This is a genomic window from Paraburkholderia sp. J63 (assembly GCF_905220245.1).
Classification (GTDB): Bacteria; Pseudomonadota; Gammaproteobacteria; order Burkholderiales; family Burkholderiaceae; genus Paraburkholderia.
Genome location: NZ_CAJMZF010000028.1, coordinates 77,920 through 104,221 on the forward strand (window position 1 = coordinate 77,920; position 26,302 = coordinate 104,221).

Below are 26,302 nucleotides of genomic sequence, written 5' to 3' on the forward strand. Positions count from 1 at the left end.
TTTCACAGCTCTAGCGAGTCATAGCGACCAAGATTGATCGTCACCGTCTGGTCGACCGCGGGCATCAGCAGTGCTGTCCAGGCCAGACGTGGCCGGTGCACTCCAACTGGTGTGGAGCCGCCCGTCAGTGCAAGCGTAGGCGCCGCCGAGGCAGGAATTTCCATGCGTAATACCGCGTCCGCCTTATCACCGAGGTAAAGGCCCACGAGGCGCATCAGATCCTGATGGAGGACCTCTCCCGGCAGCAGCGCGTGCGTCTGGGCGACATCAAGCGGCCGGATGGTGATGAGCACAGCCTGTGATCGATCCAGCACGCGAGCGCCTAGCACGTGGCCATCACCCAGACCGCTCAACGCCGGCGCGTTTGCCCTGCGTGCGCTCGGTCTTGCGGTCAACCCCTGCTGTTGCTCGACCGGCGTCCACTGCGCGTAGAACTCGCGCACCGTGACGGCCGCGCCGTTGAGCAGATGGGCCACAACGCCTGCTACCCCCTCGGCCGGTCGCGTACGCTGCATGAAGAGCCCAACGAGTGCCAGAAGCCGGGACGGCGCCAGCCCGGATTTGCCCGCCGGATCCCCGATACCGAACCCTGCGAGAGACAGTAGATATTTCGAGATCGCGTCTGTGCCGCCGGGGCGGAAATTGACCGGGTAGTGGTACTTGAGCCAGGCGCGATAGAGGAGCGAGACGATGCGATGGTTGAAGATATCGAGAAAGGCCATGGCCTTCTCGTACCCTTCCCGGCGCAGCACGATGTCGTCGATCAGATGTGGCGGCATCGCCGCGTCGACACCGTAGAGGCCAAGGAAGGTAGTCTGCACCGATGGCGGCGCATCCTCGTTCTCGTCATCGAACGAAATACCCGCGACTTCGGAGGTCGGGAAGCCTGCGCGCGCTCGTGGCTGGAAACGCACCGGCTCATGCTCCGGCGTGTCCTGTGTCCCGAAGCCGGGTTTGTCCGGCGACTGGAGCTCGAGCAGGCGCAGCAACTGGAGCACATTCATGCGCGGCGCCGCGGACAGCAGCGCGCGGACCAGCGGCGCAAGTTTAGGCCTGCGTGCATGTCCGTTACCGCGCACGACATCCATCTCGCTCATAGCGGCGCCCTGTCCGACTTGCTGGCCGGCCACTCGACGCGCTCCTGCGTTGGCAGACTGACGATGACGAGTTGCGTGAACAGGTTCACGTCGGCATAGAGTTCAAAAAAGCGGTGCAGCATTTCACCGAAGAGCATCATGTCGCCCTCACCGGCAAATGCATGACTGTCAAGGGTCACCTCGATCTGCACACCTCGCTCGACGGCGCCCTGCATGACCTTGCGCAAGCCCTTGCGGGTCACCTTCTGGATGCCGTTGAGCCGTCTCCGGTTCATCTCGCCGTCGGTCCAGTCGTAGAGGCCGAGTGTGCCACGCAGCACTTCCGCGTCGAGCAACGACAGGTAATTCGGCGTCAGGTGAGACAGGATGCGCCACTGGAAGCGGTCGCCGGTCGGCGGATGGAGCGGCAGTGTGGGAGAAACGAGGTTGCGCACGCGCGCGACGTTCGAGATGCCTTTCCCCATTTCGTTGATGCTGGCTTCGCGCAAGCCTTTGCGCGGCAGCATGCCGTTCGTACCCGTGACGCGCAGCGACAGCGTTTCGCGCGGCAGTTCTTCGGCGTTTTCCCACGCGTGGCCGCCCAGCACCAGCCACGTTTCGTAGAGACCCTTCACGCCTTGCTGGACGCGCGTATGGTAGTAACGCTCGGGCGCATCGTGCCGGAGCATACCGCCGCGGTGCTTGAAGCTCGAGAACGGTACGTATTCGACGCGGTCTCCGGATGCGTGATCGTGCGCATCGACCGCATCGACCGAATACGTTTCAACGTGCTCACCATGGCGCAGCCGCGGCCGCACAACGTAAGACGTGGCTTGATGATCGACACGGATCGGCTCCGCGTCCATGCGGAACAGGTTAATGATTGGCGTGCAGAACAACCGGATGTTCTTTTCCGAGAACCGCAGATCGGCCGGGTACGCCTGGTTCAGTACCACCTCGATCTCAAACTCGGTCACTCTCGGCGCGAGGGAGGCGAGATCAATGCCGTGAAGGTCAACGAAAAGGAACTTCTCGGGAAAGCTGAAATATTCCAGGAGCAGCTGATAGCCGCCAAAGGCGTTGTCCGGCTTCGGCCACAACCGCTCGTCGGCCGCGAAACCGGTCGTCGCGAAACAGGCGTCGGGCAACGATTTCGGCTCGCCATCGCGTACAGCAGGTATCCGCAGCAGGATATCGTCGACGTGACGTGTCAGCGCGAGATGCAGGGCCATGGCCACCGGCCGGTCCGCGTTCAGGTAGAGCCTCAGGTGCGGCACGTTCAGCGTGTTCTGTCGCGACTGGGCTTCGATCTGGAACGTCAGACGGATGGTCGAACGCCCGTCCGCGCGCGTGCCGGCGCTGGCCGACTTCAGGTGCAGCGGCAGCAGGTCCACCGGCCACGTCGTGCGATAAGTGCAGCGCGTGCCCTCCTGGCCGATAGGATCGGAACGCACTTCAATGCCGGCCGGAATCGTCTCGCGTTTCTGCAATGTGCCGAAGTCCGGCTCGAGCTCAAGGATGGAGAGCGATGGGAGCGTACGCAGATAGTGTGGCCACAGCAGGCTCACTAGCGCCTCGGTGATTTCCGGCAGTTCGTCGTCGAGTTTCTCGCGCAGGCGCCCGACCAGAAACGCGAAGCCTTCGAAAAGCCGCTCGACGTAGGGATCGCGCTCGCCCACGCGATCAAGATTGAGCATCCGTGCGCGATCCGGATGGGTATTGGCAAACTCCCGACCGGCTTCGGTCAGGTAGCGCATCTCGGCTTCGTAATAGCGCAGCGTGGAATCGTCGTTCATGCAATATCTCCTGTCTTCTTACAGAACGGCGATGGCCCGTGCAGGATCGAGCACGGTCATCTCATTGCCGAGTTTTTCAATCTGCCGGGTGATGGCCGGTTTGTCGGCATCCTTCCGGTTCATGGATGCCTTGAGGGTTTTGAGCAGATGGTGCTTGACCTCGAATGTCAGCGACGGCTCCCATCCTGCGAGCCGGAACAGCGGGCCCCCGGCGTCCAGCTCGTTCAGCAGGCGAACGCAGATCTCCGGCCGTCCCGCGCCATCGGCGACGCGCGCCATGACCCAGCGTTGCAGGTAGCGTTGGCGGTCAGTGCGGATTCCGGGCAACCCATCGATCCAGGCAAAAGCGACCTCGATACCCTGTGACTGCGCGAGCTCGTGCGCCTGCTCCTCCATCTCCTGCCAGTTCGCGACGGCGCCATCTTCATCGTCGGTCGACACGGGCAATGCTGCGAGCGCTTCGCCCTGGTCGAGATTGCGCACGACCGCATGGCTCGCAATCCACTCGAGCGTCGCGTCGTCGGCGAACGGCGTGCCGTCGTTGAAGGCCAGCTTCTGGATACCAGGGAGGCGCTCGAGGAAAAGCGCGAAGTCCGTGCGCAGGATGTCGCGCCACTCCGTGTACGGCGACCCGGCGTGATCAAGTGCGACGTGCTGGAAATACTGCAGGTCGAGCCACAGGTGATTGACGCCTTCCATGTACGCGCCTTCCACGCGTTCAAGCAGCTCTGGCCACTGCTTTTGCAGGACGAGCCGCTTGAACTGCTGCCGCAGCTCGGCTCGCGGCGGCACAAGACGTGTGCGGCCCTGCGCATCGGCCGGCGGTACTTCATGAACGGTATCCCAGCGCATGCAGCGCACCAGACGGGCAGCCGGCAGGTAGCCATGATCTTCGTCGCGCAGGTATTTCGCCAGCATGCGGGTATGCTCAAGCGCATCGCGTGTCGAGGCAATCGGTGTCGCACCACCGCCGAGCGCTCCCGTTCCGCCCGACATCGCGGTAGAACCCTCTGGCACCGGCCGCACCACGTCTTCGCTGCCTTCGAAACGGGACACCAGCGCCTGGAGGTTCGGGCGGGCTGCCTCGGGCCATTCCCCCGTTTTGCCAACCAGCAGGTTCAGCGCCGCCATCGACCGTTCGAGCTCCGCCGGCGCAAACTCACCGTGGCGGTCAAGCTGTTCCAGTACGCGCGCTGTCGCAACCCATTCGATCGCCGAGCGCTTCGCTTCGTCGCGGCCCGGTAGCAGCGCATGTCCGAAACGGTCGACAAGTGCAGCAATGAGCTCGAGGCCGTCCGCCAAACCTGCCGCGCCATCCTGACGGACACGGGCGAAGACGTAGTAGCCCGCAAGACGCAGATCCTTGCCGGCTTCACAAAGCATCTGCTGGCAGGACTGGACGATCAACGCATCGTCGATGTCGGACAGCTTGCCGATCTCTTCCTTGACCGCAATAAAGGCGTCGTCGTATCCGGGATCCCGGCCCACGCCCTTCCCGTCCGCGGACGGTAGCGGCTTGAGCCAAGCTTCCCATGCGCTGAACCGCTCACGTGCAAGCTCATCCGGGTTGCGTGCGCCGAAGAGCTGCTTGATGAAATTGGCGAACATGTTCATTCGGTGTCAGGCGCTGCACCGTGAGGAAGTGAAATCGCCGCGTGACGGGCGGCTGCGACCGCCGACGCTGGCAGCGGCGGCGGCCCTGCGGTCTTCGCCCCAGCGCCCGACGCTGCAGCCGGCGCGAAGATTCTCGTGGGTATCGCGAAACCACGCAGGGCGAGGAGTTCCAGTGGGCCGCGGCCTGCGTCGGTGCGCATCACATACGTGAGCGGGTGTGTAACGTTTTTCGGCACCGCAGCCTCGGGCGCCTTCGCCGTCAGCGTCGTGGAGTCACTCGCCATCGTTGGCGCCGCAGCCGAGGCCGGTGTCGACGCCACCGCGGCGGCCGCCGCGGTGGCCGGTACAGGACCTGGCGAGGCGAGCCACGTCAGCTTGTATCGCGTATCCGAGAGCGGTTCGATGCTGGCCGACGCCAGCATGCGCACGAATGCCCAACGTCCCTGCCTTTCGAAACCCTTGTTCAGGCCAGATTGCACGGTCTGCCACTCAAGGCGCGTGCCGGTGACGAGCAGATCGTTACCCGGCCAGACGAACGGCTGCCACCGATCGGCCGAGTTCAGATACCTCAGCGTCTGTCCGTCGACGGTGAGCTGCGTTTCCGTGACATCGGCGCTCGGTTGCGGCATCAGATCGAAGCGGTACTGCGCGGCGCCGGATGCGAGCATGTGAGACGCGATGCCCTGCAGCACGTTGATCGCCTTCAGGAATGCCGGATCGAACCGCAGCCCCGCGCCGGCACTGCCCGGCACCCAGCGATCGCCATGCAGCTCAAGCGCACCGGCGAGTTGCTGGTTGATGAACGCGGGTACAAGGCCGGTCTGGTCACGCAGGAAACGAACGAGCTCCGGGAAAGACGCGTCGTCATCGCTCGAGGCGAACGGATAGCGTCCTTGGAACGCACGCGCCCATGGCTCAACGATGGTCTGTCGCCAGGCATCGTTCAGGCTCGCCTGTGCCGGCTGCATGACTGCCTGCATGGCCTGGTCAACGGGCCGCAGGAAAAGCGAATCCCCGAGCCCTGACCACTGCTCCCCGAGGCTCGCTGCGACGAGGCTCGCGTAGGTACGGGTATCGGATAGCTCGGAACTCTTGCCCTGGAACTGCGCCTGCGCAACCTGCCGGGCCTGATCATCCATGCTCCCGCTGTTGGTCATGGCCTCGATCTTCAAACGCAACGTTGTAATGGCGTCGAGGTAGCGCTGCAGGCTGATGTTCGAGTCAACCTTGCCCTGTGGCTGGGCAGCACTGACGAGACGCAGGACCGGACCGAAGGACGCATCCAGAGGAGCGGTAGGAATGACGGCCTGCGCGGCGCCCTCCACTGCTCCAGCATAGGCGCGGCCCCCCATCAGGCTTTGGGCCTTGGCGACGAGATTATCTGAAAGCGACGCGATGTTCTCCCCCGCGCGGCCCTGATACTCGAGCGCTTTCATCAGCGCGATCATGGGCGACTGACGGGAATCCGCGAAGAGGCGTAGCTGTTCGGCAATCGCGGGCAGCGTAGGAGCGCTCACCCACTGAATCGAGTTGGCGAAAGCCTGCCACTGTCGGGCGTATTCGTCGAAATACATGTCACGCAGCGCCTTGCGAAGCGCATCGACCGACTGGGTCGGTTGAGTCGTTGCCGATGCGTTCAACACCCAGTCGGCCGTCACGTTCTGGCGTTGCGCCGCTTCATCGATCGCCTGCGCGATCTGCCCGTCCCATGCCTGCCGCGTATAGACACCTGGCACCGTGGCGCTGGTGCGGAACAGGCCGCGCGCATCGGTCCCAGCCAGCAGCGTAGCAAGCGACTGATCGCCGTACTTGCCGGTAGCCGCGTCCAGGATCGAGTGATAGATCGTGTCCGTCGAATTGCTTGTCCCGATCAGGGCGAGGAGCACCTGTCGTGTGTTATTCACGAGATCCGTACGCGGCTGGATCGCCCACTCCGGGTGCGACGGCAGATGCTGCGCGAAGAACGGGAAAAACTGGTGAGCGAGGTCCTGTCGCTCGCCGACGGTCAGGCTGGCGTTGGTGATCCAGTTCCACGTCAGTTCAGGCACCATCGCCTTTGCGTCGGCCCGCTGCGGCTCAGCAAGCATGAGGTAGGTGCGAAGTGTCTTGTGTCCAGCCAGTGCCTGCTGGCTCGTGCTCTCATCCGAAACGTCCGTGCGCATGGCGGCCACGGTTGTCAGCGACGATTCGAGTCCCTGCTGCGTCGGTGAGACGAGCAAACGACGACTCGCGGGGGTATAGGCGTGCCACAGGCCGGCGAGAATCGATTTATCGCGGTTGAGGCCGAAGCGCGAATACCACGGTGCGCCTGCCGACGCGCGGTATTCGAAACGTTCAATGTCTTGCTGGATATCGAGCAGCGTGTGCAGGCCAGGGCGGCCGTCAGGCGTCGAGGCGAGTTGACTGGCCAGCCGGTTTGCGAACACGAGCTCTCGCGTATTGTCTCCGGCGGAGATGAACATGCCGGCAATCCAGATACACATCAAAACAATAACAACCGACGCACAAATCGTGCTGGGGTGCCAGCCAGTGCGGCGGCCGCCGGCTTTGCTGCCGGCCTTTCCAATTACGCTCCAGATCGCGGGCAAACCAGCCGTCTCTGGGTCCGCCGTGATCGCACCTCCCGCTGCAGGCAAAAACCACAAACCTCGAATGTCCACTGAGCTTCTCACGGACGTCGATAGCGCCACCAGGAAATCAGCAAGTGTCTTGCAACGGTGCTCAATTAGCACCGACAGTCCAGCGAGGTAACGGCGCCGCAAATCCTCGGCAATATGCCGGGTTCCAGTAACAGCGAGCCGGTTGCCGAGGGCCGATAAAGCGTCTGCCGTAGTGGCAGGATCGTATTTTCGTGGAAGGAGGCAACCGATCGGTTCAGTAGCTTCTTTGTCCAACGCTTTGATGCCTGAATCAGCAACCAGGTAGACGGGTGCCGAAAAGCGCAACACGCGGGTTATGCCAAAAAGCAGAGAGCCGAGTGATGCTGAACGCCGCTCCGACGTGAATGCCTCGGCCCGGCCATCAATGACGAGCGCAACGGCGTCAATGGGTCGGTGCCTACGAAGTTTGCGGAGCTTGAGTAACCATGCTTCATCGGGCAACCCACTCTTGTTTCGCGGTGCCCAAAGAAGAACGACATCATTGGTTACGGTCCACTGCTTTTTCGCCAGGAAAGGTAACTGGTTTGTAACAAGGCGGTCATCACCGGACACGAGCACCCATGGCAAGCAATAATTCCAGCGCCAACCAAATCGGGTACGTAACTCCTGTTCGAGTTCCGCTTCCCAATTTAGATTCTCAGTCGATACAACGCGAGCAGCTGCGTCACGAGCGTATCGGTCAGATTTCCTGGTCGGAGCGAGCTGGGCAAACCGTCTCCAAGCCCATGCGAGCGCACTTTGGAGCAGCAGTAGAACCGCCCCCGCAAGCAACACCGCGAGCACTCGGACCGTCGGCGAGGGATTGATCGACTCGCCTTTAAACAAGGCAGTTGCAGCCAGCCCGATTGTCATCGTTCCGACGACAATCCAGTATCCCAATACCTTCTTGTTTTTCATCCAGTCTGTTCCGCTTGATTTATTTGCCCTGCGGCCCGAACCATGGCCAATCGAATGGAGCCTTGCCGGCTACATACGAGTTGTGGTGATCCTGCTTCGTGCGCCTGTTCAGCTGCGAGCGCAACGGCGAGCCAAGCTGCTGCTACGCCGGCATTTCCCAACGCCGCATCGATGTCGTGGACGCCGGCAGGCTCATTTGCCTCGACCAATCCGAGTTCGAGATCGGACACAGCCTTTGACAGAATGTCCTCGTCATTCCCAATGAGGCCGGTCTGCCAGAGATCACAAATTTCCTTCGGCTCGGCGATTCCCCATAGCAAACTCTCTGACACTTCGTCTACGGTCAGTTCACCCGACACTTCCACCGGTCGATGTAGCTGAGCAATTGCGTCAAGGCCTATGCGTTGAACAAGTGGTGCCCATGCCATCAGCATCGCTACGGCAGCCTCCGAAGTGTTCGGCGAGGCGTCGTCAGAAACTTCAACGGATATGAACAACCCGAACTTCTCCAGCGACGGTCCACCATGAATGTCAAGCCACTCATCGATAGCCATCAAGCCTTCATCTTTTGTGAGGCGGAGCGGCTCTGCTAATGTAATTCCGGTCGACTTCGCGCAATTGCGCCAAGCGTCTTGGATCTGGTCATCGCTTAACGCTTCTGGCATTTCTAAATACACGTCAAGCGGCATGTTTGACGGCACGCTCTGAATCATGGAACGAGCATTGAGCATCAATTCAGTTAGGCATAGCTGAAAGCGCTCCAAACTCTCCGTACCATCGAGAAGGTCGAGTTGAGTTCGACGCTGCGCTATGCCTGTAATCGCTGATTGTTGGGAACGGAGCGCGCGCTCTCCGCTCGCAATGCGTGCGCCAATGGCCCAGCTTCCCATGGCAGTAAGGTACGTTAGTCCAAGGACAGTGAGAGGCTCGCGGCCAAACCTGATCGCTTCCGTTCGATCAGCTAAAGCGGTTTCCTTTTCTGCCTCATGAATCGAAACTTGTTGACCATAGTAAAGCCACCTCAGGCCGAAGACGAAGCCGGCGAACATGGCCGGAAGAACCGCGGTCCGGACCCCGAACCACGGATCTGCGGTTGACTTCCCGTGTGGCCACGTCCATATCGACAGGGCTACCCCGAACGCGGCAAGCAAAACGCCAACACCGCCCCAAATAAACAAGTTGGGCGGTGAAGGCGGCGTTTGGTCCTCATGCGACGGCGGTAACTCGACTGGCATCGTCAACCCAAACTGGAGATCAATCTGCAACCGCACGTCGCATGATATCCATCCCTAGCAAGCGGGACCCCATTGTCGTTGGCCTTTGGATCGCCCTCCGTTATCAGATTGGGACGCACATCAGGATGCTTCGGGCACGTCACTTGATCTCCCTTTCGTGCCACAAATCGGCCACGCATGCGAACCTTCTTTGACGCAGTGATCACTTTGCCGCCATGATCGGTACTATCACCCAGTCGAATGAAATTTCTCATATCAGCCTGCTCGCTTATACGGTTACGTCAAAGCCATCTGTGGCGTGGAACTCGACCCGCTGGCATCGTACGATGCGTCTTGCGGGACCGAGGCCGTTTTCAGAGAAGCACGCTCATTTTCATAAATATTCCGATATCGTAGATAACCAGCGGTTATGGCGGAAGGCTCAAGGCCCACGACTGGAAGAGTGAATCCGGCGCGTGAATCGTGAACGTAGTCGTCGAAGAAAGCTTTCGCCTCGTCCGGCAAATTTTCGTGCCTATCCAATTCAGCGAGCAAACTATGTGTAACTGGATCGATCGACTTGGTCGGCGGGACACCTCCGTACAGCCCAGCGAGGCTATAAGTGCCCACATGACTTGAAGCTACATTCTCTGCGCTCAATTGGAGGCGTAGTTTCTTGATCTGGGCCATCAGATCAATCTCTGCATTTGAAAGGTCGTCTTTGTCTTTCCTTTCGGCATCCCGAAAAAATCTGCGCGTCGTCAGATCTTTACCGGCGACGAGCATTCCCCCACGCCATTGCAAGTATTGGCGAGTGTGCTGGCGTATCAAATCAAGCGCATCTCCACCTGCCTGAATACCGCAGCGAGCCCAATATTCGTTGTACGCCGTAGCCAAGGCCTTAGGGATGTCGAATTCCTTTTTCAGATCGCTGCGTTGTCGGATCTCGTCGATCAACAAAAGCGGAACTCCCGCTCGTATCGCCTCAAAATGCATGTCGTTCAACGGAATCTGTGAACACTGCGCGAGCTTGCCCTGCTCGGTGGGCAGATAGCCGCCTCCCACGTCAGAGTGCATACCAGGATAGAGCTTCTGCTTAACAGATTTGGCTGTCTCCAGCGGAAAGCTCGCGCGTTGCTCGTGGAGTGCGACATAGTGCACACATTGCTCTACCGTCGCAGGGATCTCCATACTCCCGTCAGCCCACGCTAGGTGGCCGTTGATGCCGGGCATGACATTTGGAATTCCGACGGACGCGACCGTGTCGAACAAACCGACAAAATAAATACGGATTGGCAGGCCTGCCAATTCATACCCACCATCGTCCTGCCGCACAAGCTCGCTGAACCAGTTTACAAATGCCCTCGCTTCCGCGGCTCCGCGCGAAAAACCGAAGACCGCTACGTTAATTTGCGTGACCTTCCTTTGACTGCCTTGGACCGCGGCGGTCAACTTCTTCTCCCACGTGTTCAAGACCATCCTGCGGTACGTTGTTTCGAACGAGAGCGCACCAACAGAAGAACTCATGTTGTTGACTATGGTCTTAACGGTCGCGCCTGGAAACAAAAGAGCGCCGCCGGTAGCGTATGCGTGGACCGCTTCAAAAACTCGCGTAATACCCCAATTGATGCGGTCGGCTCCCATGTAGCCGGCAGCACCGCCCGCACGCACGGAACCAAAAAGGACCTTTCCGCCATCGTTGTCACCAACCTCCTTGCAAGGAGTTCCGACACCGGAAATGTAATATGAAAAAAATCCACTAGCCGGATCATCAATTCTGGCGTTGAAGAGCCTTGCAACATTACTGTGTCCGTTCAACGGCTGATCGACTTCCTTATTATTGTTCGTCCCGTCGAAGTACATCGTGACATAGACTTGTCCTTGGCACTGGGCTGTCTCCCTGCTACGGATGCAAGTAAGTGCGCGTTGACGTTGTGCCATTTCCCGGGGTGAGAGCTTTCGATAGCCTTCAGCTGGGACCGGATCCGGAATCGTTGCTGTCGTTGACATATTTTCCTAGTCTCAAGATTGCGTCATGTAGATCACAGCTTCGCTTCGGCACCGGAGAGTGGATACTTTGGATGCCCCAACATATACATAGTGACGAATACCTTAACGTCTCCGCCGCGAAGAAAGTGAACGTTGAATGCACCTCCGTCTTCGGGCTTGTACGGCGGTACTTCTACTACCTTTTCCCGTGTCTTGCCGACTTCCTCTCCGCCCCATCGAACAGTGACTGTCATGCCTGGTTTGTAGTTATTGGGAATTGCGACGCAACACACGAAGCCACCACCGCCTTCATGCTTTCCAAGATATGCGCCGCCTTGGCCATTTACGGTGAAAAAGCCGATGTCATGGTTTGTATGGTTGTAGCCAACAACTTCAAGCGCCATCGTTTCGTCGCTCGCCACACAGCTGGACAGAGCAAAAGCAAGCAGTATCGAAGCGACTATTTTCGCGGCGAGTCGTAACGAGCTCATCGGATTGATTCCTGTTAAATAGGTTTACAAACCACCTCCATTCTCTTATGCACGGGCGGCTGACGCTTACATCGCACAGGGCTTTAGCTCCACAGATCCTTGATTTCTAACTGACTATGTCGTAGAACGGTTGCCGTGAGTCGGAACCGCAAACGTCCACCTTGTCTCACAGGCTCGCTGCTCGGTGTGGAGCAGTACCGTCCCCAAGTAACTCGCGACATATGCCGCCACGATAGACGCCAACGCGGCTCCAAGGCCGTAGCACAATCGCTTCCAGGTCAGCTGCGGCTTCACCCATGCGACAGCGCAACCAATGAAAACAGATGCTGGTACGGTAGCAAACAGCGAAAATCCCAGAAACAGAACGAGTCCCCCGCTCATATCGCCGCTTACACATATGTGGCGATAGGCACCGTCGATACCCGATGCGATAAGCGCGTTGAGCATGATGAAACCGACGATGGAAAAAGCACAGACGTAAGCAAGCGCGAAAAAAGTACGCTTCACCCGCATCATTAGAGTCCCAGTGATGTTTCGTTTCCGCTTCGGTCGAACGAGCCTCCGAGGTCCATTTCGCTTATTTCCCAAATCGGCTTGCCGACTTTCCAGACTTCTTCTGGAAGGTTCTCTATCCATTGTCGAAACGATTCCTTGTTGTCAGCAAAGCCAGCTTTCAAACGATCCGCTACGACGGCATGTTCAACGTATGCTCCGGATGTAGAAAGAGCGAGAATCATCAGCTCAAGTTGATTACCACGGTCCGTTACACCAAATTGCCGTGCCTTCTGCCACTGACTGCTAATAAACGAATGCAATACGTGACGAGGAACGCGATCGATCTCCGCCCGAATGTTTCGCCGAAGTTCATAGATGAGCACGTCCGGCTCTGCTGCGTCGAATAACGCTTGCCCCTGCGCAGTGTCGAGTGTGAGCGGAATAGATTCTCGTGGCCGATGTCCGTCCGTAACGACTTGCAATCGTTGCTCCTGAACGGCGCCGACGCGGTCGTAGTACTTCCAGGCAGTGATACCGTCACTAAATGTTGCCGCCTGACGAGGACTCAGGACGCCCATCAACGCGGGGAGAATGCGCGTGTCGTACCATCGCATCACCATCAACTTGCCATTTGGCATCTCGAAAAGGTGAAACTGCCGGAGGTGGTCGCCGAGTTCCTGAAGAGATTTGGTCGAATCCAGCATACTCATACAGGGTTTCATGAGGCCCACTCGTGTCGTCTCTTCAACAACAGCATGCGTGAATTCACAGGCAACTGTGACGTCAATCAGAAGCGGTGCGATGTCGCGGAAAGGCTCCTCCGCGTGACCGTCAAACAACGAAATGTAGTGCGCGCCCAGTCGGTCAAGTCGACTGGAAAAGCGCATATGCTGGCTCGAATCGAACAGAATATAGCGGTACACGGAACCCCCTAGTTGGCGTATACACCGGGCGAACCTTGGCGCATGGCATCGATGAGGCAACTCTTACAGGTCGTTCGAGGGAATTGTGGAAGTGGAACGGTTTCCGAGCCCGGGTCCACAGTGTCCCAAAATGCGCAGCGCTCAAGGATGTCCCCAGGCGAGACGTTTTCGATACCACTACCCGTAATCTTGATGTAGGACCCGCCGGAGCCAATCCAGACTTCCTTGGACGCCGAAATGACCACTCTGCCGTTTGTGCTGGTGACAGTAAGATCCTTCAGGGAACCTAGGGACATTTCGTCTCCCTGAGCCTGTATTTCGACTTTCCCTTGATTGGCAAAGATTTTGAGTCCGAGCTTCTGCGCAAAAAGGGAAATCGCGTCACCTGCAGCTACCGTCAGCTTTCGCAGCACGCCGACCTCAGCATTACCGCCGGCCGTAGCGACGAGGTTCTTGGCTGCGCTGACCTGGAGATGATCACCAGAAACGAGGCCCATACCAGCCGGCGCACTTAACAGGATGCCCGCCTGCTTGAGGCCTTTGAGCGTGTCGTTCAGCAAATCGCGCTGCTTTTCGACTTCCGCCGCATATGCGTTTGCAGTTTTCGCAGCATCTGACAGAGTCTGCATTTGCTCAAGGGCCTGCTGAAGGAGATCCTCAGCGGCGCGCATATCCAGTTGCTTACCGGAAGCCACAGGTTGATCGTCGGCAGAAACAAATACACCCTGTCCACCGCGCACGGCCGCCCACGCGGAAGTGCGGAGTTCTGCACCCTCACCGCGGCTCTGACGCTGCGCGTTCACCATGTGTCCGAGGTTGAGCTGAGACTTCCCTCCGCCTTCGGTCGCGAGCTTTACGTGCTCCTCCCCTTCAAAATCCTCCATCTGAAGGGTATTATTGGACTGCGTGTGAATGACATTGCGCGTCATCCAGCGATCGTCGCTCGTGATGACATCCGGATTCACGCTGTCGTGCATGATGTGCGCGACATACGGGAAATCGGGGTTGCCATTCTCGAAGGCGACTTCAACACCCGACCCGTCAAGATTCGGGAAATGCAGGCCTGTATTTTTAGCGCCGGCAAAGGGCTTCGCGACCCGCATCCAGCAGCTCGTCAACCCTGGCGTGCGTTCGTCGCGGTCGAAGTCGAACGCTACCATCACATGGCCGTCCTTGTTGACGTAGGCGTACTTGTAGCGGTCCGGCGACGTGATACGTCCGCTGACGGTTCCGTGGATTTTGGGCCAGGTGGATTCCAGCAGGGCCATACGGTAGATCAGGTGCGACGGAATCGCGGTATAGGTGTTGCGATACGGCTTCTTCCGCGATCCGCTGTGCTCAACGCGCGTGATCAACTGCCCGTATTCGGCGTCCGGCAATGCTCGATTGGTGAGCCTGAAAACACGACCAGGCGCGACACACAACGCGTTGCCCTTGCCCGTATAGACAATCTTTTCGCACAACAGCGCTTCGTGCCGCAGTTGGGCTTCCCACTCAGCCTGATCATCGCTCAGATGTCCCGCAGCCCAGACATCGGGCGTGCCCCAGGTCGTCTTGTCATCGGGCGCGGCGTTGGCTTCCCCGTCAATCGGTTGGGGGGCGTGGCGATGGTTATAGTGCCGTACTGTCACAGCCTGGGCGATCGTCTTCGTCCGGGTTTCGAATTCTTCAACCGACTCTGCGCCAGTGCTTTCGAGACCCGAGGCTGGCCTGAAAGGAGCGACGAAGGTATCGCTGCGCTCGTAGTGCGTAAAGTCGTCACCGAAGTGCGTCACTTCACCGTATTCGCCTTGGCGAATCACGAACCAGATGCCGGAACGACGCGCGAGGCGGGTGATAAACTCAAGGTCCGTCTCGTTCCATTGCATCACAAAGTCACGCTTCGGGTACTCGCGGCGAAGCGTAAACTCGAAGTCGCTTGTGCCTGCGCCGAGACCGTGCTCGCGAAGCACCGTTTCGGCAATTTCAGGATCGGTTTGTCCCAGAAAAATGCGGCAGCGTTTGACGTTACGCAGCAGCGCGATGCGTGATTCGAGGATGACCTCGTAGGTCGTCTCGTCCTTGCTGCTGGAAAGCTGGTTGAAACCCGTGATGACGCCTTGAACCTGTTTACCGGGGCCCGCGGGTAGTGCCACACCCGCCAGGGTCGGCGGCCGGATCGAAAAGACAGCGGTCTTCGTCAGGATATCGTCCACAGGCAGATCCGCAGTCCTGTGGGTTAGCTTGATCCTGAAACGGGTAGGCACACCCGCCTCCTCGACGCCGTCAAAATCTACGACGTCGAAACCCGGCGCACTCTTGCTGCCGAGAATATCAAGATGATAGGCCTGCAGGCCATCCCTTCTCAGGGCTCCAATCGCTTCGTTGACACCCACCTTCAACCCTCCCGGGGACCCCCCCCGCCCAGCGCACCGGATATTTCTACCGGTACGCCGCAGCTGGCAAATTGACTAGGCGACGCCGGCGCACGTCCACGTGCGCCAGCAACCGATCTTCAGTTCTTGGCCTTGGGCATCTGCGACACCAGCGACAGGCCGATGTCCATACCCTCGATCTGGAAGTGCGGGATGATGAAGAGCTTCACGCGGAAGAAGCCCGGGTTGTCCTCGATATCCTCGACCGTGACCTTGGCATCGCGCAGCGGGTGCGAAGCCTGCAGCTCGTCGCCGGGGTCCTTCATCTCGGTCACGAGCCCCTTGATCCAGTTGTTGAGCTCAAGCTCGAGCACGCGTCGGTCCTTGGTTGTGCCGATGTTCTCGCGCTGGATCAGCTTCAGGTAGTGTGCAATGCGCGAAAGCAGGAAGATGTACGGCAGACGCGCGTTGATGCGGCTGTTGGCCGTGGCCTCCTTGGTCTCGTACAGCGCCGGCTTCTGGGCCGAATTGGCCGAGAAGAAGCACGCGAAGTCGTGGTTCTTGTAGAACGACAGCGGGATGAAGCCGAGATTGGCGAACTCGAACTCACGCGTCTCCGGAATCAGGACTTCGGTCGGAATCTTGGGCTGCACACCCGTTCCAAGGTCGTACAGGTGGACCGGCAGGTCTTCGACCTTGCCACCAGCCTGCGGGCCGCGCACCTGGACACACCAACCGTTATTCATGAAGCTGCGCGCCATGTTTGCTGAGAAGGCAAACGCCGCATTGACCCACAGGTACTTCTCGTGGTCCGCGCCCTTGACGTCTTCCTGGTAGTTGAAGCTGCGCACCGGCGTCGTGTCAGGACCATACGGCAGACGGCCGAGCACGCGGGGCATCGTCAGGCCGATGTAGCGGGCGTCATCGGTATCGCGGAAGCTCTTCCACTTGATGTACTCGGCGCGGTCGAAGTAGTTGCCGATATCCTGGATGGCGGCCACTTCTTCCATGGTCTGCTTGCCAAAGAACTTCGGACCCACCGAACCGATGAACGGCATATGCGCGGCGGCCGCCACCTTCGAGATGTTGCGCAGGAGCGCAATATCCTGCGGCGAGTTCGTAAATTCGTAGTCGGCGATCATCGCACTGATCGGCTGGCCGCCCGGCGTGTCGTACTCGTCGATATAGGTGTGACGGTAGAGACCACTCTGGATGATTTCGGCGCAGTCCTCGAAATCGCGCAGCAGGTCTTCCTTCGACAGATCGAGCATTTCGACGCGCACATTGCGGCGGAAATCGATGCGATCGATGTTGAACTTCACGCCGCGCCAGCGCGACTCGAGCGCCTGAAACTCGGGATGATGCATCACCGCGTCGAGCTGCCGGCTGATCTGCTCGTCGAGCTGGCCGATATGGAAATCGAGGAGCGACTTGTCCAGTCGCTCGACGGGCTTGTCGCCCTTGCCCACCAGTTCAAGGAACGCGCTCATGCCACGTGCAATACGCTCGCTTGCCGACGACTCGGAAAGCAGGTCACTGTTCTGGAATGCTTCGAGCGGCCGGGCCTCGCGGACCGGTTCGAGGTTGATCTTTTCGCACAACGCCTGATAGACGCTGTTATGCTCCGCTTCGGGAGCGTGCAGCACGAGGCTTTCGCGCGCGCCGGCCTGCTGGGATTCGTTCTGTGCCATGTGATGTCCTGTCGGCCGTTTTGCGGCCAGAGAGATTCGGGATGCGGTGAAGGCCTGTTTAGCCTTTGTCTCAGGCATGACCTTCCGGTCGCATTGCAGCGGTCGCGATCTGCGACAGTTCATCGCGCAGACGTGCCGACAATGCCGAATCCTTCAGGATCTTCTCGAACTCGCGTCTGAAGGTGCCGTTATCGAGCAGGTTGGATTTCAAATCGCGCAACAGGTTACGCATCGCGAGCATGGCCTGCAGCTCAGGGATCTGGCGGGCAACCTGTTCCGGCTCGAAGTCTTTCATCGAACGGAAGTTCAACGACACGGGAAGCTCAGTCCCATCTGCAGCCAGCGTGTTCTCTGCTGCGATCTTCAGCTCGGGGTTGAAGTCGGCGAGGACGCTATCGAAGTTGTTCTTGTTGATTGAGATCTTCTTGCGCTCGGCCAGCGCCCCTGTCGCCTTCCCGGCACCGAAGTCCCCTGCCACAAGCAGCTTCAGAGGCAGCTCGATCTTCTTTTGCGCACCGCCCGTGTGCAGGTCGACAGAAATGTTAATTCTGCTTGACGGAATTTCTTTCTGAAAGCTGTCAGCCATACCTTTTCCCATAAGTGGTCACTCAAACCCACCGTAGCTGGTGCCGTCCGGCAGGCGCAGCAGGTGCCTAACCATCCCTGGCGATCAGGTACTGCATGCCATCAGGACTCCTACGCACGCTCCCGCTAACTCGTCTCAAGCAAGCAATATCATTCACCCGCTATATCCGGGTTGCATTAGAACCCTTATTCCTCAATTCGTCAAAGGGGATCTTTCTCGAATGACTTTCAAGGATCTGGCTCTGAGTCTCCAAAAATATTTATTCTTTGTTAAATCAGATTTGTTTGATTGACATTGATGTGGAAATTTCGTAATTGCGCTGATACACGAAAGTAGCGATTTTGGCTCGAACACCATGCCTGGCCTTGTTGACAGGCGTCAGATTAACGGCACAAAACCCAATATGCATTGAATTCGCATAACCTCAGATTATGTGGGCGATTATTATTGAGATAGGGCGCATCCCGAAACGGGCTGAAGAAAGATTCTCTTCATGCGCGTTATGCATGCATGTAACATTAATTACTGGACGACACCCAGGGGCGTGTGTTTAAAATCCGCCACCCGATGTTCAGTAAACCTCATTGATCACAATATGCGGACATTCAAACCGGCCTGGGGAGAGGGCATTGTGCTCGCCCCACATCATTTTCAGCAGCAGGGCCGATGGTGGGAATTCGCCCTGCAACAGATCGTCCCGCTCGCAATCGCCAATCCCTGGGGTATACTGAACTTTGGCGTGGACGAGGAGCTATTGGTCAACGGGCGCGCAAAGCTCACCGCCCTCAAGATGCGCTTCTCCGATGGCACACCCATCGACACGTCGATTGCTGACGTGCTACCGCCGGCCCGCGATCTCGGACGCGACGTTGGGCCAGACGTTCAGAGCGTGATTGTGTACGTCGGCCTCCCATTGCTCGACGCGGTCGGCAACAACTGCCGCGTTGAAGGGGAAACGGCTTCGCGCCCGCGCCGCTATTACCGCGAATACGCACAGGTGCCTGACCTGCACGGCACGACGGACGCAGAGCTTGCTGTCGAACGCCATGCACTTCAGTTGCTCTTCGATTTCGAATCCCACGCGGACTACCTGGTCTGCCCGATCTTCCGGCTTGTTCGCGGTCAGCGCGGCGTATTCGAGGTCGATCATAACTGGGTGCCGCCCTGCCTCGCGCTCTCCGGTCATCCGCGCCACGAGGAACGGGTTTCCCGCATCGCCGACATCCTCCAGGCCAAAAGCATTGCACTGGCCGCGCGCCGGAGCGAGCGCGTCGATAACGTTGCCGAGTTCGGTGTAGCGGATGTCTCGCTGTACTGGCTGCTCAATACCCTGAATACGCAATGGCCTGAACTGCGCTTTCTGGCGAGCCACCCGTACCAGCCGCCCGAGCGGCTCTATCACGTTCTCGCGCGACTCACTGGCGCGCTGCTGACCTTCTCGACGAGTGTCAATCTCGCCGAGATTCCGGCGTACGAGCATGACCGCCAGGACGAGGTCTTCTCGAAGCTCGAGGACCTGATTCGTGATCTGCTCAACGCCGTCATTCCGTCGCGCGTCGTGCCAATCGGGCTGCTGAAGAAAGGCCCGACATACTGGAGCGGACAGATCCATGACGATCGCCTGCTCGAAGGCGCTGACTGGTACCTGTCAGTCAACGCAGCGATGCCGGCTTTCGATCTGGTCGAACGGATTCCGCGGCTGTGCAAGATTGGCGCACCAGACGATGTGGCCCATATCGTCAACTCCGCACTCCCCGGCGTGCCACTTCGCCCGGTACAACGCGTTCCCGCCGCTATTCCCGTACGGCTTGAGAACCAGTACTTTGCGCTCGACTCGAAGGATCCCGTGTTCGCGGGGATGCTCGCTGCGCGTACGTGCCAGATCTATCTGCCGGGAACCATTCCTGAAGCGTCGCTGGAGCTCTACGCTGTACTGACATCGGCGGGCGACAAATGACATCCAGCAGCCCACTTCCGCTTTCCGCCCTGCTTCGTAATACCGCGCTGGAAACCTCGCAACTGGCGCAGGGCGCCACAACGAATGACGTCGAGGACCTGCGGGCACAGTGTCGCAGGCTGACCGACGACTTTGCCGCGGCCATGGATGCGCGCAAGGTCCCGGTTGATGTCGCACGCGATGCACTGTACATGCAATGCGGCCTGCTCGACGAAACGGTGCTCGCCCATCTCCCGCTGGAAAGCCGTCCGCTATGGGAAGCGACGCCGTTGCAGGTGGAGCGCTACGGTGAACACGATGCGGGAGAACAGGTGTACAGCCGTCTTGCTGTACGCATGCGTGAAACACCGCCCAATGTCGAACTGCTCGAGTGCTATGCGACTGTACTCGGCCTGGGCTTCCAAGGCCGGTATGCACGTGAAGGGGCCTCCCAGCGTGCCGCTATCATCCGGTCCCTTAATGAGCGCCTGGCGAAACTGACTCCTTCGGAGGATTCAGGGCTCATCGTTGATGCGGCGCGAACGCACCGCTTGGACTGGTTCTACCGGCTCTCGCCGTGGGCAATCGCCGGACTCGTGTGTGCGGCCGGCGCAATCGTCTTCGTGCTGATCGGGCAAGGCCTCGATCTGCAGGTCTCCCATCTGTTGGCGGCGAAAACCTGATGCTCGCGGGTTCCCAAGTTCCACGGCAGTTCTTCCATGGCGGCTACCCCCACCGTAGGGTAGCAGGAGTGACGACCGTGCTGGTCATCGCACTCGCGCTTGCGGTGCTGCCAGTCGACCGTGTACTCGCGTGGTGGATTGCCGCCGGGGCGTTTGTCCTGGGTGCGGCATTTGTGCTGTTCCGGACGTGGCGACTTCGGGAGCGTCAGGACGAGCAACAGGCAGTCATGGCGGCGCTGGGCAACACGACGGCGGATCTGCCTGCAAGCATGCGCACGCGCATGCCTGTGTTCCTCGTTTGTGGCGATGGTCTTGCGCAGATCTTTGACCGGGAGTACGGGAAAGACCAACTGGCATGGGTCGGCGAAGGCGCAATCTGGCTGCGCATTGCCAATCCGCAGAGCCTGCCGCGTATCGCTGTTGCTGTGCGGCGATGGCGCGATGGTCGCGCGCCGGAAGGAGTCGTGCTGACACTCACGCCGGCGGCATACGGTGATGATGATGCGCTTGCGCAGAAGTTGAGGTTGATCCGTCAGGCGGTGAGCGATGCAGCAAAGCTCCTGGGTACGCGCCTGCCCGGCTATGTCGCGATCTACCAGCGGCTCGGCTCCGGGACCGAACAGTTCGCGACCGCGCGTTGGTATGGTGTTTCCAGTGCGACGCCATTCGAGGATGCGACACGGTTTGAGGCTGTCGTGCGTGCGGCCGAACGTGCGGCATGGCAATCGGAAAATGACAGCACCCCAGCCTGGCGTGCCGCGGAGCTTGCAGCGCTGGTTGACTGGACACAGCGTGCGGTGATCGGCCCGCTACGCGACCGGCATCATCCGGCCGCTCTCTGGAACCTGTACGGCATCGGGTGGATCAATTGCGGTCCACAGGACACGGGACTGAGCGCATGGAAGGCCGCCGTGGCGATGCGCACACGACTGAATCCTCCTGCGCTGGCTGCAACCCCCGCCCCGTGGCCCCTGCCGCAGCCCATCATTGAAGCTGCCCCGCGCAAGTTCTGGGTTTCGCCGCGACTGCGCGCGCTCGCACATGTGTTCAGCATTGCCGGATGCCTGGCCCTGATCGCATTCTGGGCAGCCGGCCGAAACAACCAGGCGTTGCTGGATCACATCGGAGCGGATCTTGGACGCTATTCGATGATCCCGGCCGATCATGATGCGGCGCGTCGGGACGCCCTCAAGGCGCTCGTGGCGGATCGCGGCAGGCTGCTCGAATACCAGCGTAGCGGGGTGCCCTTGCGGCTTTCATTCGGCATGTACCGGGGCGCCCAGTTGATTCCGGCCCTGAACACGGCGATCGCATCCTGGCAGCCCCCGCCGCCGCCGCCCGCCGTTGTGACGCTTGACAGCATGTCTCTCTTTGACAGCGGCAAGGCGCAACTCAAGGATGGCTCGACGCGAGTCATGGTCGATGCGCTCGAGATGATCAAGTCGCATCCCGACAAACGGATTCTCGTGGCCGGATACACCGACAACGTGGGTGACCCGGACAGCAACCTGAAACTCTCGACAGCGCGCGCCGAAGCCGTGCGCGACTGGTTGATCCAGGCCTCCGGCATTGCGCCCACGCAGTTCGCCATTCAGGGCTACGGCGATACGCGTCCCATCGCGAGCAACGACACGGATGCAGGACGCGCAAGGAACCGCCGTGTGGAGATCACGCTGGTGCCTGACGCGGTGCCCCGAGGTCCCGCTCGCGCCGCAGATACTTCGTCGCCTGACGCAAACCATGCAAAGGCCCGGTCTTCGGCCAGTTAGCTTTTAGCCCCCGAAGCACAGGCTTTGGGATGATGAAGCCCGGTCACTGACTCCGGGCGATTGTCGCAGTAAGAAGAAGGGAGCAAGAAATGGCAATTCCGGCATATATGTGGCTCAAGGACGATGGCGGCGCCGACATCAAGGGTTCGGTGACGGTCCAGGGCCGTGAAGGCAGCGTCGAGATCACGGCGTTCAACCATGATCTGCATATTCCGACCGACGGCAACACCGGCAAGCTGACGGGTACACGCGTGCACGCACCGATCAAGCTCGTCAAAGAAACCGACTCCTCGACGCCGTATCTCTACAAGGCTGTGACGAGCGGCCAGACGCTGAAGTCGGCCGAGATCAAGTGGTACAAGATCGACGACGCTGGCAAGGAAAAAGAGTACTTCAATACCAAGCTCGACAACGTGAAGATCGTGGCTGTGCGTCCGAAGATGCTCGACATCAAGGATCCGGACTACGAGAAGCACAACCATCTCGAGGAAGTCGAGCTGCGTTACGAGACGATCACCTGGTCGTACAAGGACGGCAACATCATCCACAAGGACACCTGGAACGAGCGTTCCTGATTACCAGTGGTCTGAAGGTCGCCCACGCCTCTCCCGGTATGGTTTTTCTCTCAGGATTGCCGGCCTTCCTTTGCCAGTCCGCTCAGGCCACGCTGGCGGACTAGCTTTTTTCTTTGAAGAGGCGGGACGCGCCAGTGCGCCTACCCCCTCTCTTCAGACGTGCGACCAGCCCGAACATGAACGTGCTCAACGACCGAAACCCGTCTTCCCGCGACACCAGCGAGCTTCTGCGCCAGCTCAATCCATATTGCGCCGGGGCGCTTGAAGCAGCGGCGAGCCTGTGCCAGACACGACTCGCGAATGAAATTACGGTCGAGCACTGGCTGCTCAAACTGATCGAGGCCGGGGACGGTGACATCCCGGCAATACTGATTCACTACGATCTCGACTTGGACGCGGTCTGGGATTCCCTGCTCGCGGCCATCAAACACACTCCGCGTAATCTGCGGGGTCGCCCCAGTCTCTCGCAGCAACTGGCCCACGTCCTGCGCGAAGCCGCGTTTCATGCGTCTTCCAGTACCGGTGACCCTGCCATCCGTTCGGGGCATGTCCTGCAGGCAATTGTCGATGCGCCGCATGTCCTTCGCACGCCCCAAACATGGCAGCTGCGGACGATCAGCAGCGCTCAGATCCAACGCCTGCTCCCGCGCCTCGGGCAGCGTTCATGTGAAAACCTGCCGGAAGAACCGGAAGCACGCCCGGTGGCGCCAGATGCGGCAACTCGATCAGCAACCGCCAGTCCCACGCTGGAAGCGAAAACCGCACAACAGGTAAAGCGCAATGTGGAAGGGGACGCGCTCGCCCGTTTCGCAATTGACATCACGGCGAAAGCGCGCGAAGGCAAGATTGACCCCGTGTTCGGCCGCGATCGCGAGATCCAGCAGATGGTCGACGTGCTCGCTCGCCGGCGCAAGAACAACCCGATTCTCGTGGGCGAACCGGGTGTTGGCAAGACGGCGCTTGTGGAAGGCCTCGCTCTTCGCGTGGCAGAAGGCACTGTGCCGAACGTGATCCGCGACGTACGCATTCTCACGCTCGACCTCGGACTGCTGCAGGCGGGCGCGGGCGTGAAAGGCGAATTCGAGCAGCGGTTGAAAAATGTGATCGACGAAGTACAGGCATCGGCCGAGCCGATCCTGCTTTTCATCGATGAGGCGCACACCCTGATTGGCGCCGGCAACGCCGCCGGCGGCGCCGACGCGGCCAACCTGCTCAAGCCGGCACTGGCGCGTGGCGAATTGCGCACGATCGCGGCCACCACGTGGTCGGAATACAAGGAATACTTCGAGCGCGACGCTGCGCTCGAGCGGCGCTTCCAGATGATCAAGGTCGAGGAGCCCGACGACGACGCGGCCTGCCTCATGCTGCGCGGCCTCAAGGACCGCTACGCGAAGTATCACAACGTGCATATTCGCGATGAAGCGCTGATTGCCGCAGTCAAGCTGGCGCGCCGTTACATCCCCGCACGACAACTGCCGGACAAAGCCGTTGACCTGATCGATACGGCAGCCGCGCGCGTGCGCATGGGTCTCGAATCGTCGCCGGCGGAACTTCAGCGTGCCCGCGCGGCGGTGGCTGCGATTGAGCTTGAGCTCACCACGGTCGAGGACGATGCGCGTGCCGGTATCAGCGGTGTGGAGGAACGTCGTGCTGAGCTCGAAACCGCGCTCACCGATGCACAGACCCAGATGGAATCGCTGCAGCAACGATACGAGCAGGAGCTTGCCCTTGTGCAGGCACTGCTCGAGCAACGTGACGCCCCAGCGGCCAACGCGGCGCGCGATGACATCGCGCTGTCCAGGACACGTGAAGCACTTGTGCATGCGCAAGGCAAGGCGCCGATGATCTTCGCGGATGTGGACGCCCAGGCGATCGCACGCGTGGTGGCCGAGTGGACAGGCGTGCCCGTCGGCAACCTGCTCGAAGACGAACTGCAGGGGCTGCTTACGCTTGAGACCGAACTCGCCAAACGCGTTGTCGCACAGGACGACGCGTTGGCCGCCCTTGCAGAAAGCCTGCGTACGGCCAAGGCCGGCCTGAAGAGCGAGCACGCGCCACTCGGCGTATTCCTGCTCGCGGGCCCGTCTGGCGTCGGCAAAACGGAGACAGCGCTTGCGCTCGCGGACCTGCTCTTTGGCGGTGAGGCTGCGCTCACGACGATCAACATGTCGGAGTATCAGGAATCGCACACCGTGTCGCAGCTGAAGGGATCGCCCCCGGGCTATGTCGGCTACGGCCGCGGTGGGGTCCTGACCGAAGCCGTGCGCCAGCGTCCCTACAGTGTCGTGCTGCTCGATGAGGTTGAAAAGGCGCACCGTGACGTGCTCGACATCTTCTATCAGGTGTTCGACCGCGGCACGATGCGCGACGGAGAGGGCCGCGAAATCGACTTCCGCAATTGCGTGATCCTGATGACGTCCAATCTCGGCAGCGCGCAGATTGATGAAGTGACGGCCGACAGTCCGGATATCGCACAGGCAGCATTGCTCGAAGCCATCCATCCGCAACTCGTCGCACATTTCCAGCCCGCCCTCCTCGCCCGCTTCCAGACACTGATCTACCGGCCGCTTGATGTGGAAGCGCTCGCTGCAATCGTGCGCCTGAAGCTCACGAAGGTCGCGGAACGACTGCACCGGCAGCACGAAGTCGAGCTGGTCTGCGACGAGTCGCTCATTGGCGCGATGGCTGAGCTGTGCCTTGCGCGTGAATCCGGTGCGCGTAACGTTGATGCGCTCCTCAACCAGCGCATTCTCCCGGCGGTCTCGCGCGAACTGCTGGCGCGCATGGCTAGCGGCAACGCACCGACGACGATCAAGCTTTTGAACTCGGCAGAAGGTAGCTTGACGATCGATTTCTTCGACGCTGACACGCCGGCTACCGCACAAGCAACGCCTGAATCGTCTATCGCCTGAGGAGATCGACACCATGCCCGCGAGACCGTCTCTGTACGACATGCTGCTCGGCCACATCGATGGCGAGGCGCTCGAAGATCACGACGACAACACGCTCGAAATCCTGAGCGTCCAGGCAAACATCCGGCGCATTCTGAACACGCGCGCGGGAGCACTCAAGCATGTTCCCGATTACGGGCTGCCGGATCTCACGGATGTCTACAAGAACCTGCCGGCTTCGGTCCACGATCTGCGCAACCAGATGGAAGGCACGCTGCTGAAGTTCGAACCGCGCCTTCGTTCGGTTGGAATCGAGATCAATGACAACCCGGACCCGGGGCTGCTCGTGAGTTTTACAATGGTTTGCTACCTGAAAAAGGCTGGGCTGGTCCGCTTCGGCACGTACTTCGAGCCGCCCGGGCGCATGCGCGTCGAACGACTGATCAATCCGGCGACCAGTCGGTAACCGGTTGTTGTTGTGACATGGCGCGACACGATCTCCCGACCGACGCGCAACATCGTCAAAGCTGCAGGCTTATACCGTGCTCGAAATAAGGCTGTACCTGCAGATGTTGACGCCTGTGTATATTCAACACTAGTCGACTGCGTCATTGAAATGGCACTGGTCAAATTCGCCGCGACGGATCGTCGTACTTCCATTT

Annotated in this window: 18 protein-coding genes; 6 read left to right on the forward strand and 12 right to left on the reverse strand. The window is 59.8% G+C overall.

The window, feature by feature from the left end:
- Positions 1–2: 2 nt before the first annotated feature.
- The 12 genes from tssG to tssB all read right to left on the reverse strand — a co-directional run bounded on the left by tssG (position 3) and on the right by tssB (position 17,786).
- Positions 3–1,097, reverse strand: a complete 1,095-nt coding sequence (tssG, locus tag U5775_RS25940; RefSeq protein WP_322060968.1) for a type VI secretion system baseplate subunit TssG — start codon at positions 1,095–1,097, stop codon at positions 3–5.
- Complete coding sequence (gene tssF, locus U5775_RS25945) at positions 1,094–2,872, reverse strand: type VI secretion system baseplate subunit TssF (RefSeq protein ID WP_322060969.1); 1,779 nt, start codon at positions 2,870–2,872, stop codon at positions 1,094–1,096. The genes tssG and tssF overlap by 4 nt, the downstream gene beginning before the upstream one ends.
- Before the next feature lie 18 nt (positions 2,873–2,890).
- On the reverse strand, positions 2,891–4,480 hold the full coding sequence (gene tssA / locus U5775_RS25950) for a type VI secretion system protein TssA (protein ID WP_322060970.1): 1,590 nt from the start codon (positions 4,478–4,480) through the stop codon (positions 2,891–2,893).
- A gap of 2 nt (positions 4,481–4,482) precedes the next feature.
- Positions 4,483–8,043, reverse strand: coding sequence for an ImcF-related family protein (locus tag U5775_RS25955; protein ID WP_322060971.1), 3,561 nt, complete (start codon positions 8,041–8,043; stop codon positions 4,483–4,485).
- Positions 8,040–9,092: a hypothetical protein gene (locus U5775_RS25960; RefSeq protein WP_322060972.1), complete on the reverse strand. Its 1,053-nt coding sequence runs from the start codon at positions 9,090–9,092 to the stop codon at positions 8,040–8,042. Before U5775_RS25960 ends, U5775_RS25955 begins: the two co-directional genes overlap by 4 nt.
- Positions 9,093–9,280: 188 nt before the next feature.
- Positions 9,281–9,532 (reverse strand): PAAR domain-containing protein, encoded by a 252-nt coding sequence (locus tag U5775_RS25965; RefSeq protein WP_322060973.1) that lies wholly within the window; start codon positions 9,530–9,532, stop codon positions 9,281–9,283.
- Positions 9,533–9,554: 22 nt separating this feature from the next.
- Complete coding sequence (locus U5775_RS25970; RefSeq protein WP_322060974.1) at positions 9,555–11,120, reverse strand: DUF2235 domain-containing protein; 1,566 nt, start codon at positions 11,118–11,120, stop codon at positions 9,555–9,557.
- 179 nt (positions 11,121–11,299) lie between these two features.
- The gene (locus U5775_RS25975; protein WP_322060975.1) at positions 11,300–11,737 is read right to left on the reverse strand and encodes a DUF3304 domain-containing protein; all 438 of its coding nucleotides are present in this window, start codon (positions 11,735–11,737) and stop codon (positions 11,300–11,302) included.
- A 515-nt stretch (positions 11,738–12,252) separates the two neighbouring features.
- Positions 12,253–13,155 (reverse strand): DUF4123 domain-containing protein, encoded by a 903-nt coding sequence (locus U5775_RS25980; protein ID WP_322060976.1) that lies wholly within the window; start codon positions 13,153–13,155, stop codon positions 12,253–12,255.
- Between the two features lie 8 nt (positions 13,156–13,163).
- Positions 13,164–15,530, reverse strand: a complete 2,367-nt coding sequence (locus U5775_RS25985) for a type VI secretion system tip protein VgrG (RefSeq protein ID WP_322060977.1) — start codon at positions 15,528–15,530, stop codon at positions 13,164–13,166.
- A gap of 119 nt (positions 15,531–15,649) precedes the next feature.
- Positions 15,650–17,200, reverse strand: a complete 1,551-nt coding sequence (tssC, locus tag U5775_RS25990; RefSeq protein WP_322060978.1) for a type VI secretion system contractile sheath large subunit — start codon at positions 17,198–17,200, stop codon at positions 15,650–15,652.
- Between the two features lie 70 nt (positions 17,201–17,270).
- Positions 17,271–17,786, reverse strand: coding sequence for a type VI secretion system contractile sheath small subunit (gene tssB, locus U5775_RS25995; protein ID WP_322060979.1), 516 nt, complete (start codon positions 17,784–17,786; stop codon positions 17,271–17,273).
- Between the two features lie 595 nt (positions 17,787–18,381).
- Between tssB and tssK the strand changes: the two genes are divergently transcribed.
- The 6 genes from tssK to tssE all read left to right on the forward strand — a co-directional run bounded on the left by tssK (position 18,382) and on the right by tssE (position 26,106).
- On the forward strand, positions 18,382–19,743 hold the full coding sequence (tssK, locus tag U5775_RS26000) for a type VI secretion system baseplate subunit TssK (protein WP_322060980.1): 1,362 nt from the start codon (positions 18,382–18,384) through the stop codon (positions 19,741–19,743).
- The gene (locus tag U5775_RS26005; protein ID WP_322060981.1) at positions 19,740–20,405 is read left to right on the forward strand and encodes a DotU family type IV/VI secretion system protein; all 666 of its coding nucleotides are present in this window, start codon (positions 19,740–19,742) and stop codon (positions 20,403–20,405) included. Before tssK ends, U5775_RS26005 begins: the two co-directional genes overlap by 4 nt.
- Complete coding sequence (locus U5775_RS26010; RefSeq protein ID WP_322060982.1) at positions 20,405–22,174, forward strand: OmpA family protein; 1,770 nt, start codon at positions 20,405–20,407, stop codon at positions 22,172–22,174. Before U5775_RS26005 ends, U5775_RS26010 begins: the two co-directional genes overlap by 1 nt.
- Before the next feature lie 89 nt (positions 22,175–22,263).
- A complete protein-coding gene (locus U5775_RS26015) occupies positions 22,264–22,749 on the forward strand; it encodes an Hcp family type VI secretion system effector (protein ID WP_322060983.1) in 486 nt (161 codons plus the stop codon).
- A 176-nt stretch (positions 22,750–22,925) separates the two neighbouring features.
- Positions 22,926–25,661, forward strand: coding sequence for a type VI secretion system ATPase TssH (gene tssH / locus U5775_RS26020; protein WP_322060984.1), 2,736 nt, complete (start codon positions 22,926–22,928; stop codon positions 25,659–25,661).
- 13 nt (positions 25,662–25,674) lie between these two features.
- Positions 25,675–26,106 carry a type VI secretion system baseplate subunit TssE gene (gene tssE / locus U5775_RS26025; protein WP_322060985.1) on the forward strand — a complete coding sequence of 144 codons (432 nt, stop codon included), beginning with the start codon at positions 25,675–25,677 and terminating at the stop codon, positions 26,104–26,106.
- The last annotated feature ends 196 nt before the right edge of the window (positions 26,107–26,302 follow it).

Bases quoted from the DNA above. Each gene is read 5' to 3' on its own strand.
- U5775_RS26015 (WP_322060983.1), top strand. From the start codon at position 22,264: ATGGCAATTCCGGCATATATGTGGCTCAAGGACGATGGCGGCGCCGAC.
- U5775_RS25975 (WP_322060975.1), bottom strand. From the start codon at position 11,737: ATGAGCTCGTTACGACTCGCCGCGAAAATAGTCGCTTCGATACTGCTT.
- tssE (WP_322060985.1), top strand. From the start codon at position 25,675: ATGCCCGCGAGACCGTCTCTGTACGACATGCTGCTCGGCCACATCGAT.
- tssF (WP_322060969.1), bottom strand. From the start codon at position 2,872: ATGAACGACGATTCCACGCTGCGCTATTACGAAGCCGAGATGCGCTAC.
- tssC (WP_322060978.1), bottom strand. From the start codon at position 17,200: ATGGCACAGAACGAATCCCAGCAGGCCGGCGCGCGCGAAAGCCTCGTG.
- U5775_RS25970 (WP_322060974.1), bottom strand. From the start codon at position 11,120: ATGTACTTCGACGGGACGAACAATAATAAGGAAGTCGATCAGCCGTTG.
- tssG (WP_322060968.1), bottom strand. From the start codon at position 1,097: ATGAGCGAGATGGATGTCGTGCGCGGTAACGGACATGCACGCAGGCCT.
- U5775_RS25960 (WP_322060972.1), bottom strand. From the start codon at position 9,092: ATGTTCGCCGGCTTCGTCTTCGGCCTGAGGTGGCTTTACTATGGTCAA.
- tssB (WP_322060979.1), bottom strand. From the start codon at position 17,786: ATGGCTGACAGCTTTCAGAAAGAAATTCCGTCAAGCAGAATTAACATT.
- U5775_RS26005 (WP_322060981.1), top strand. From the start codon at position 19,740: ATGACATCCAGCAGCCCACTTCCGCTTTCCGCCCTGCTTCGTAATACC.
- U5775_RS25965 (WP_322060973.1), bottom strand. From the start codon at position 9,532: ATGAGAAATTTCATTCGACTGGGTGATAGTACCGATCATGGCGGCAAA.
- U5775_RS26010 (WP_322060982.1), top strand. From the start codon at position 20,405: ATGCTCGCGGGTTCCCAAGTTCCACGGCAGTTCTTCCATGGCGGCTAC.
- tssH (WP_322060984.1), top strand. From the start codon at position 22,926: ATGAACGTGCTCAACGACCGAAACCCGTCTTCCCGCGACACCAGCGAG.
- tssA (WP_322060970.1), bottom strand. From the start codon at position 4,480: ATGTTCGCCAATTTCATCAAGCAGCTCTTCGGCGCACGCAACCCGGAT.
- U5775_RS25955 (WP_322060971.1), bottom strand. From the start codon at position 8,043: ATGAAAAACAAGAAGGTATTGGGATACTGGATTGTCGTCGGAACGATG.
- tssK (WP_322060980.1), top strand. From the start codon at position 18,382: ATGCGGACATTCAAACCGGCCTGGGGAGAGGGCATTGTGCTCGCCCCA.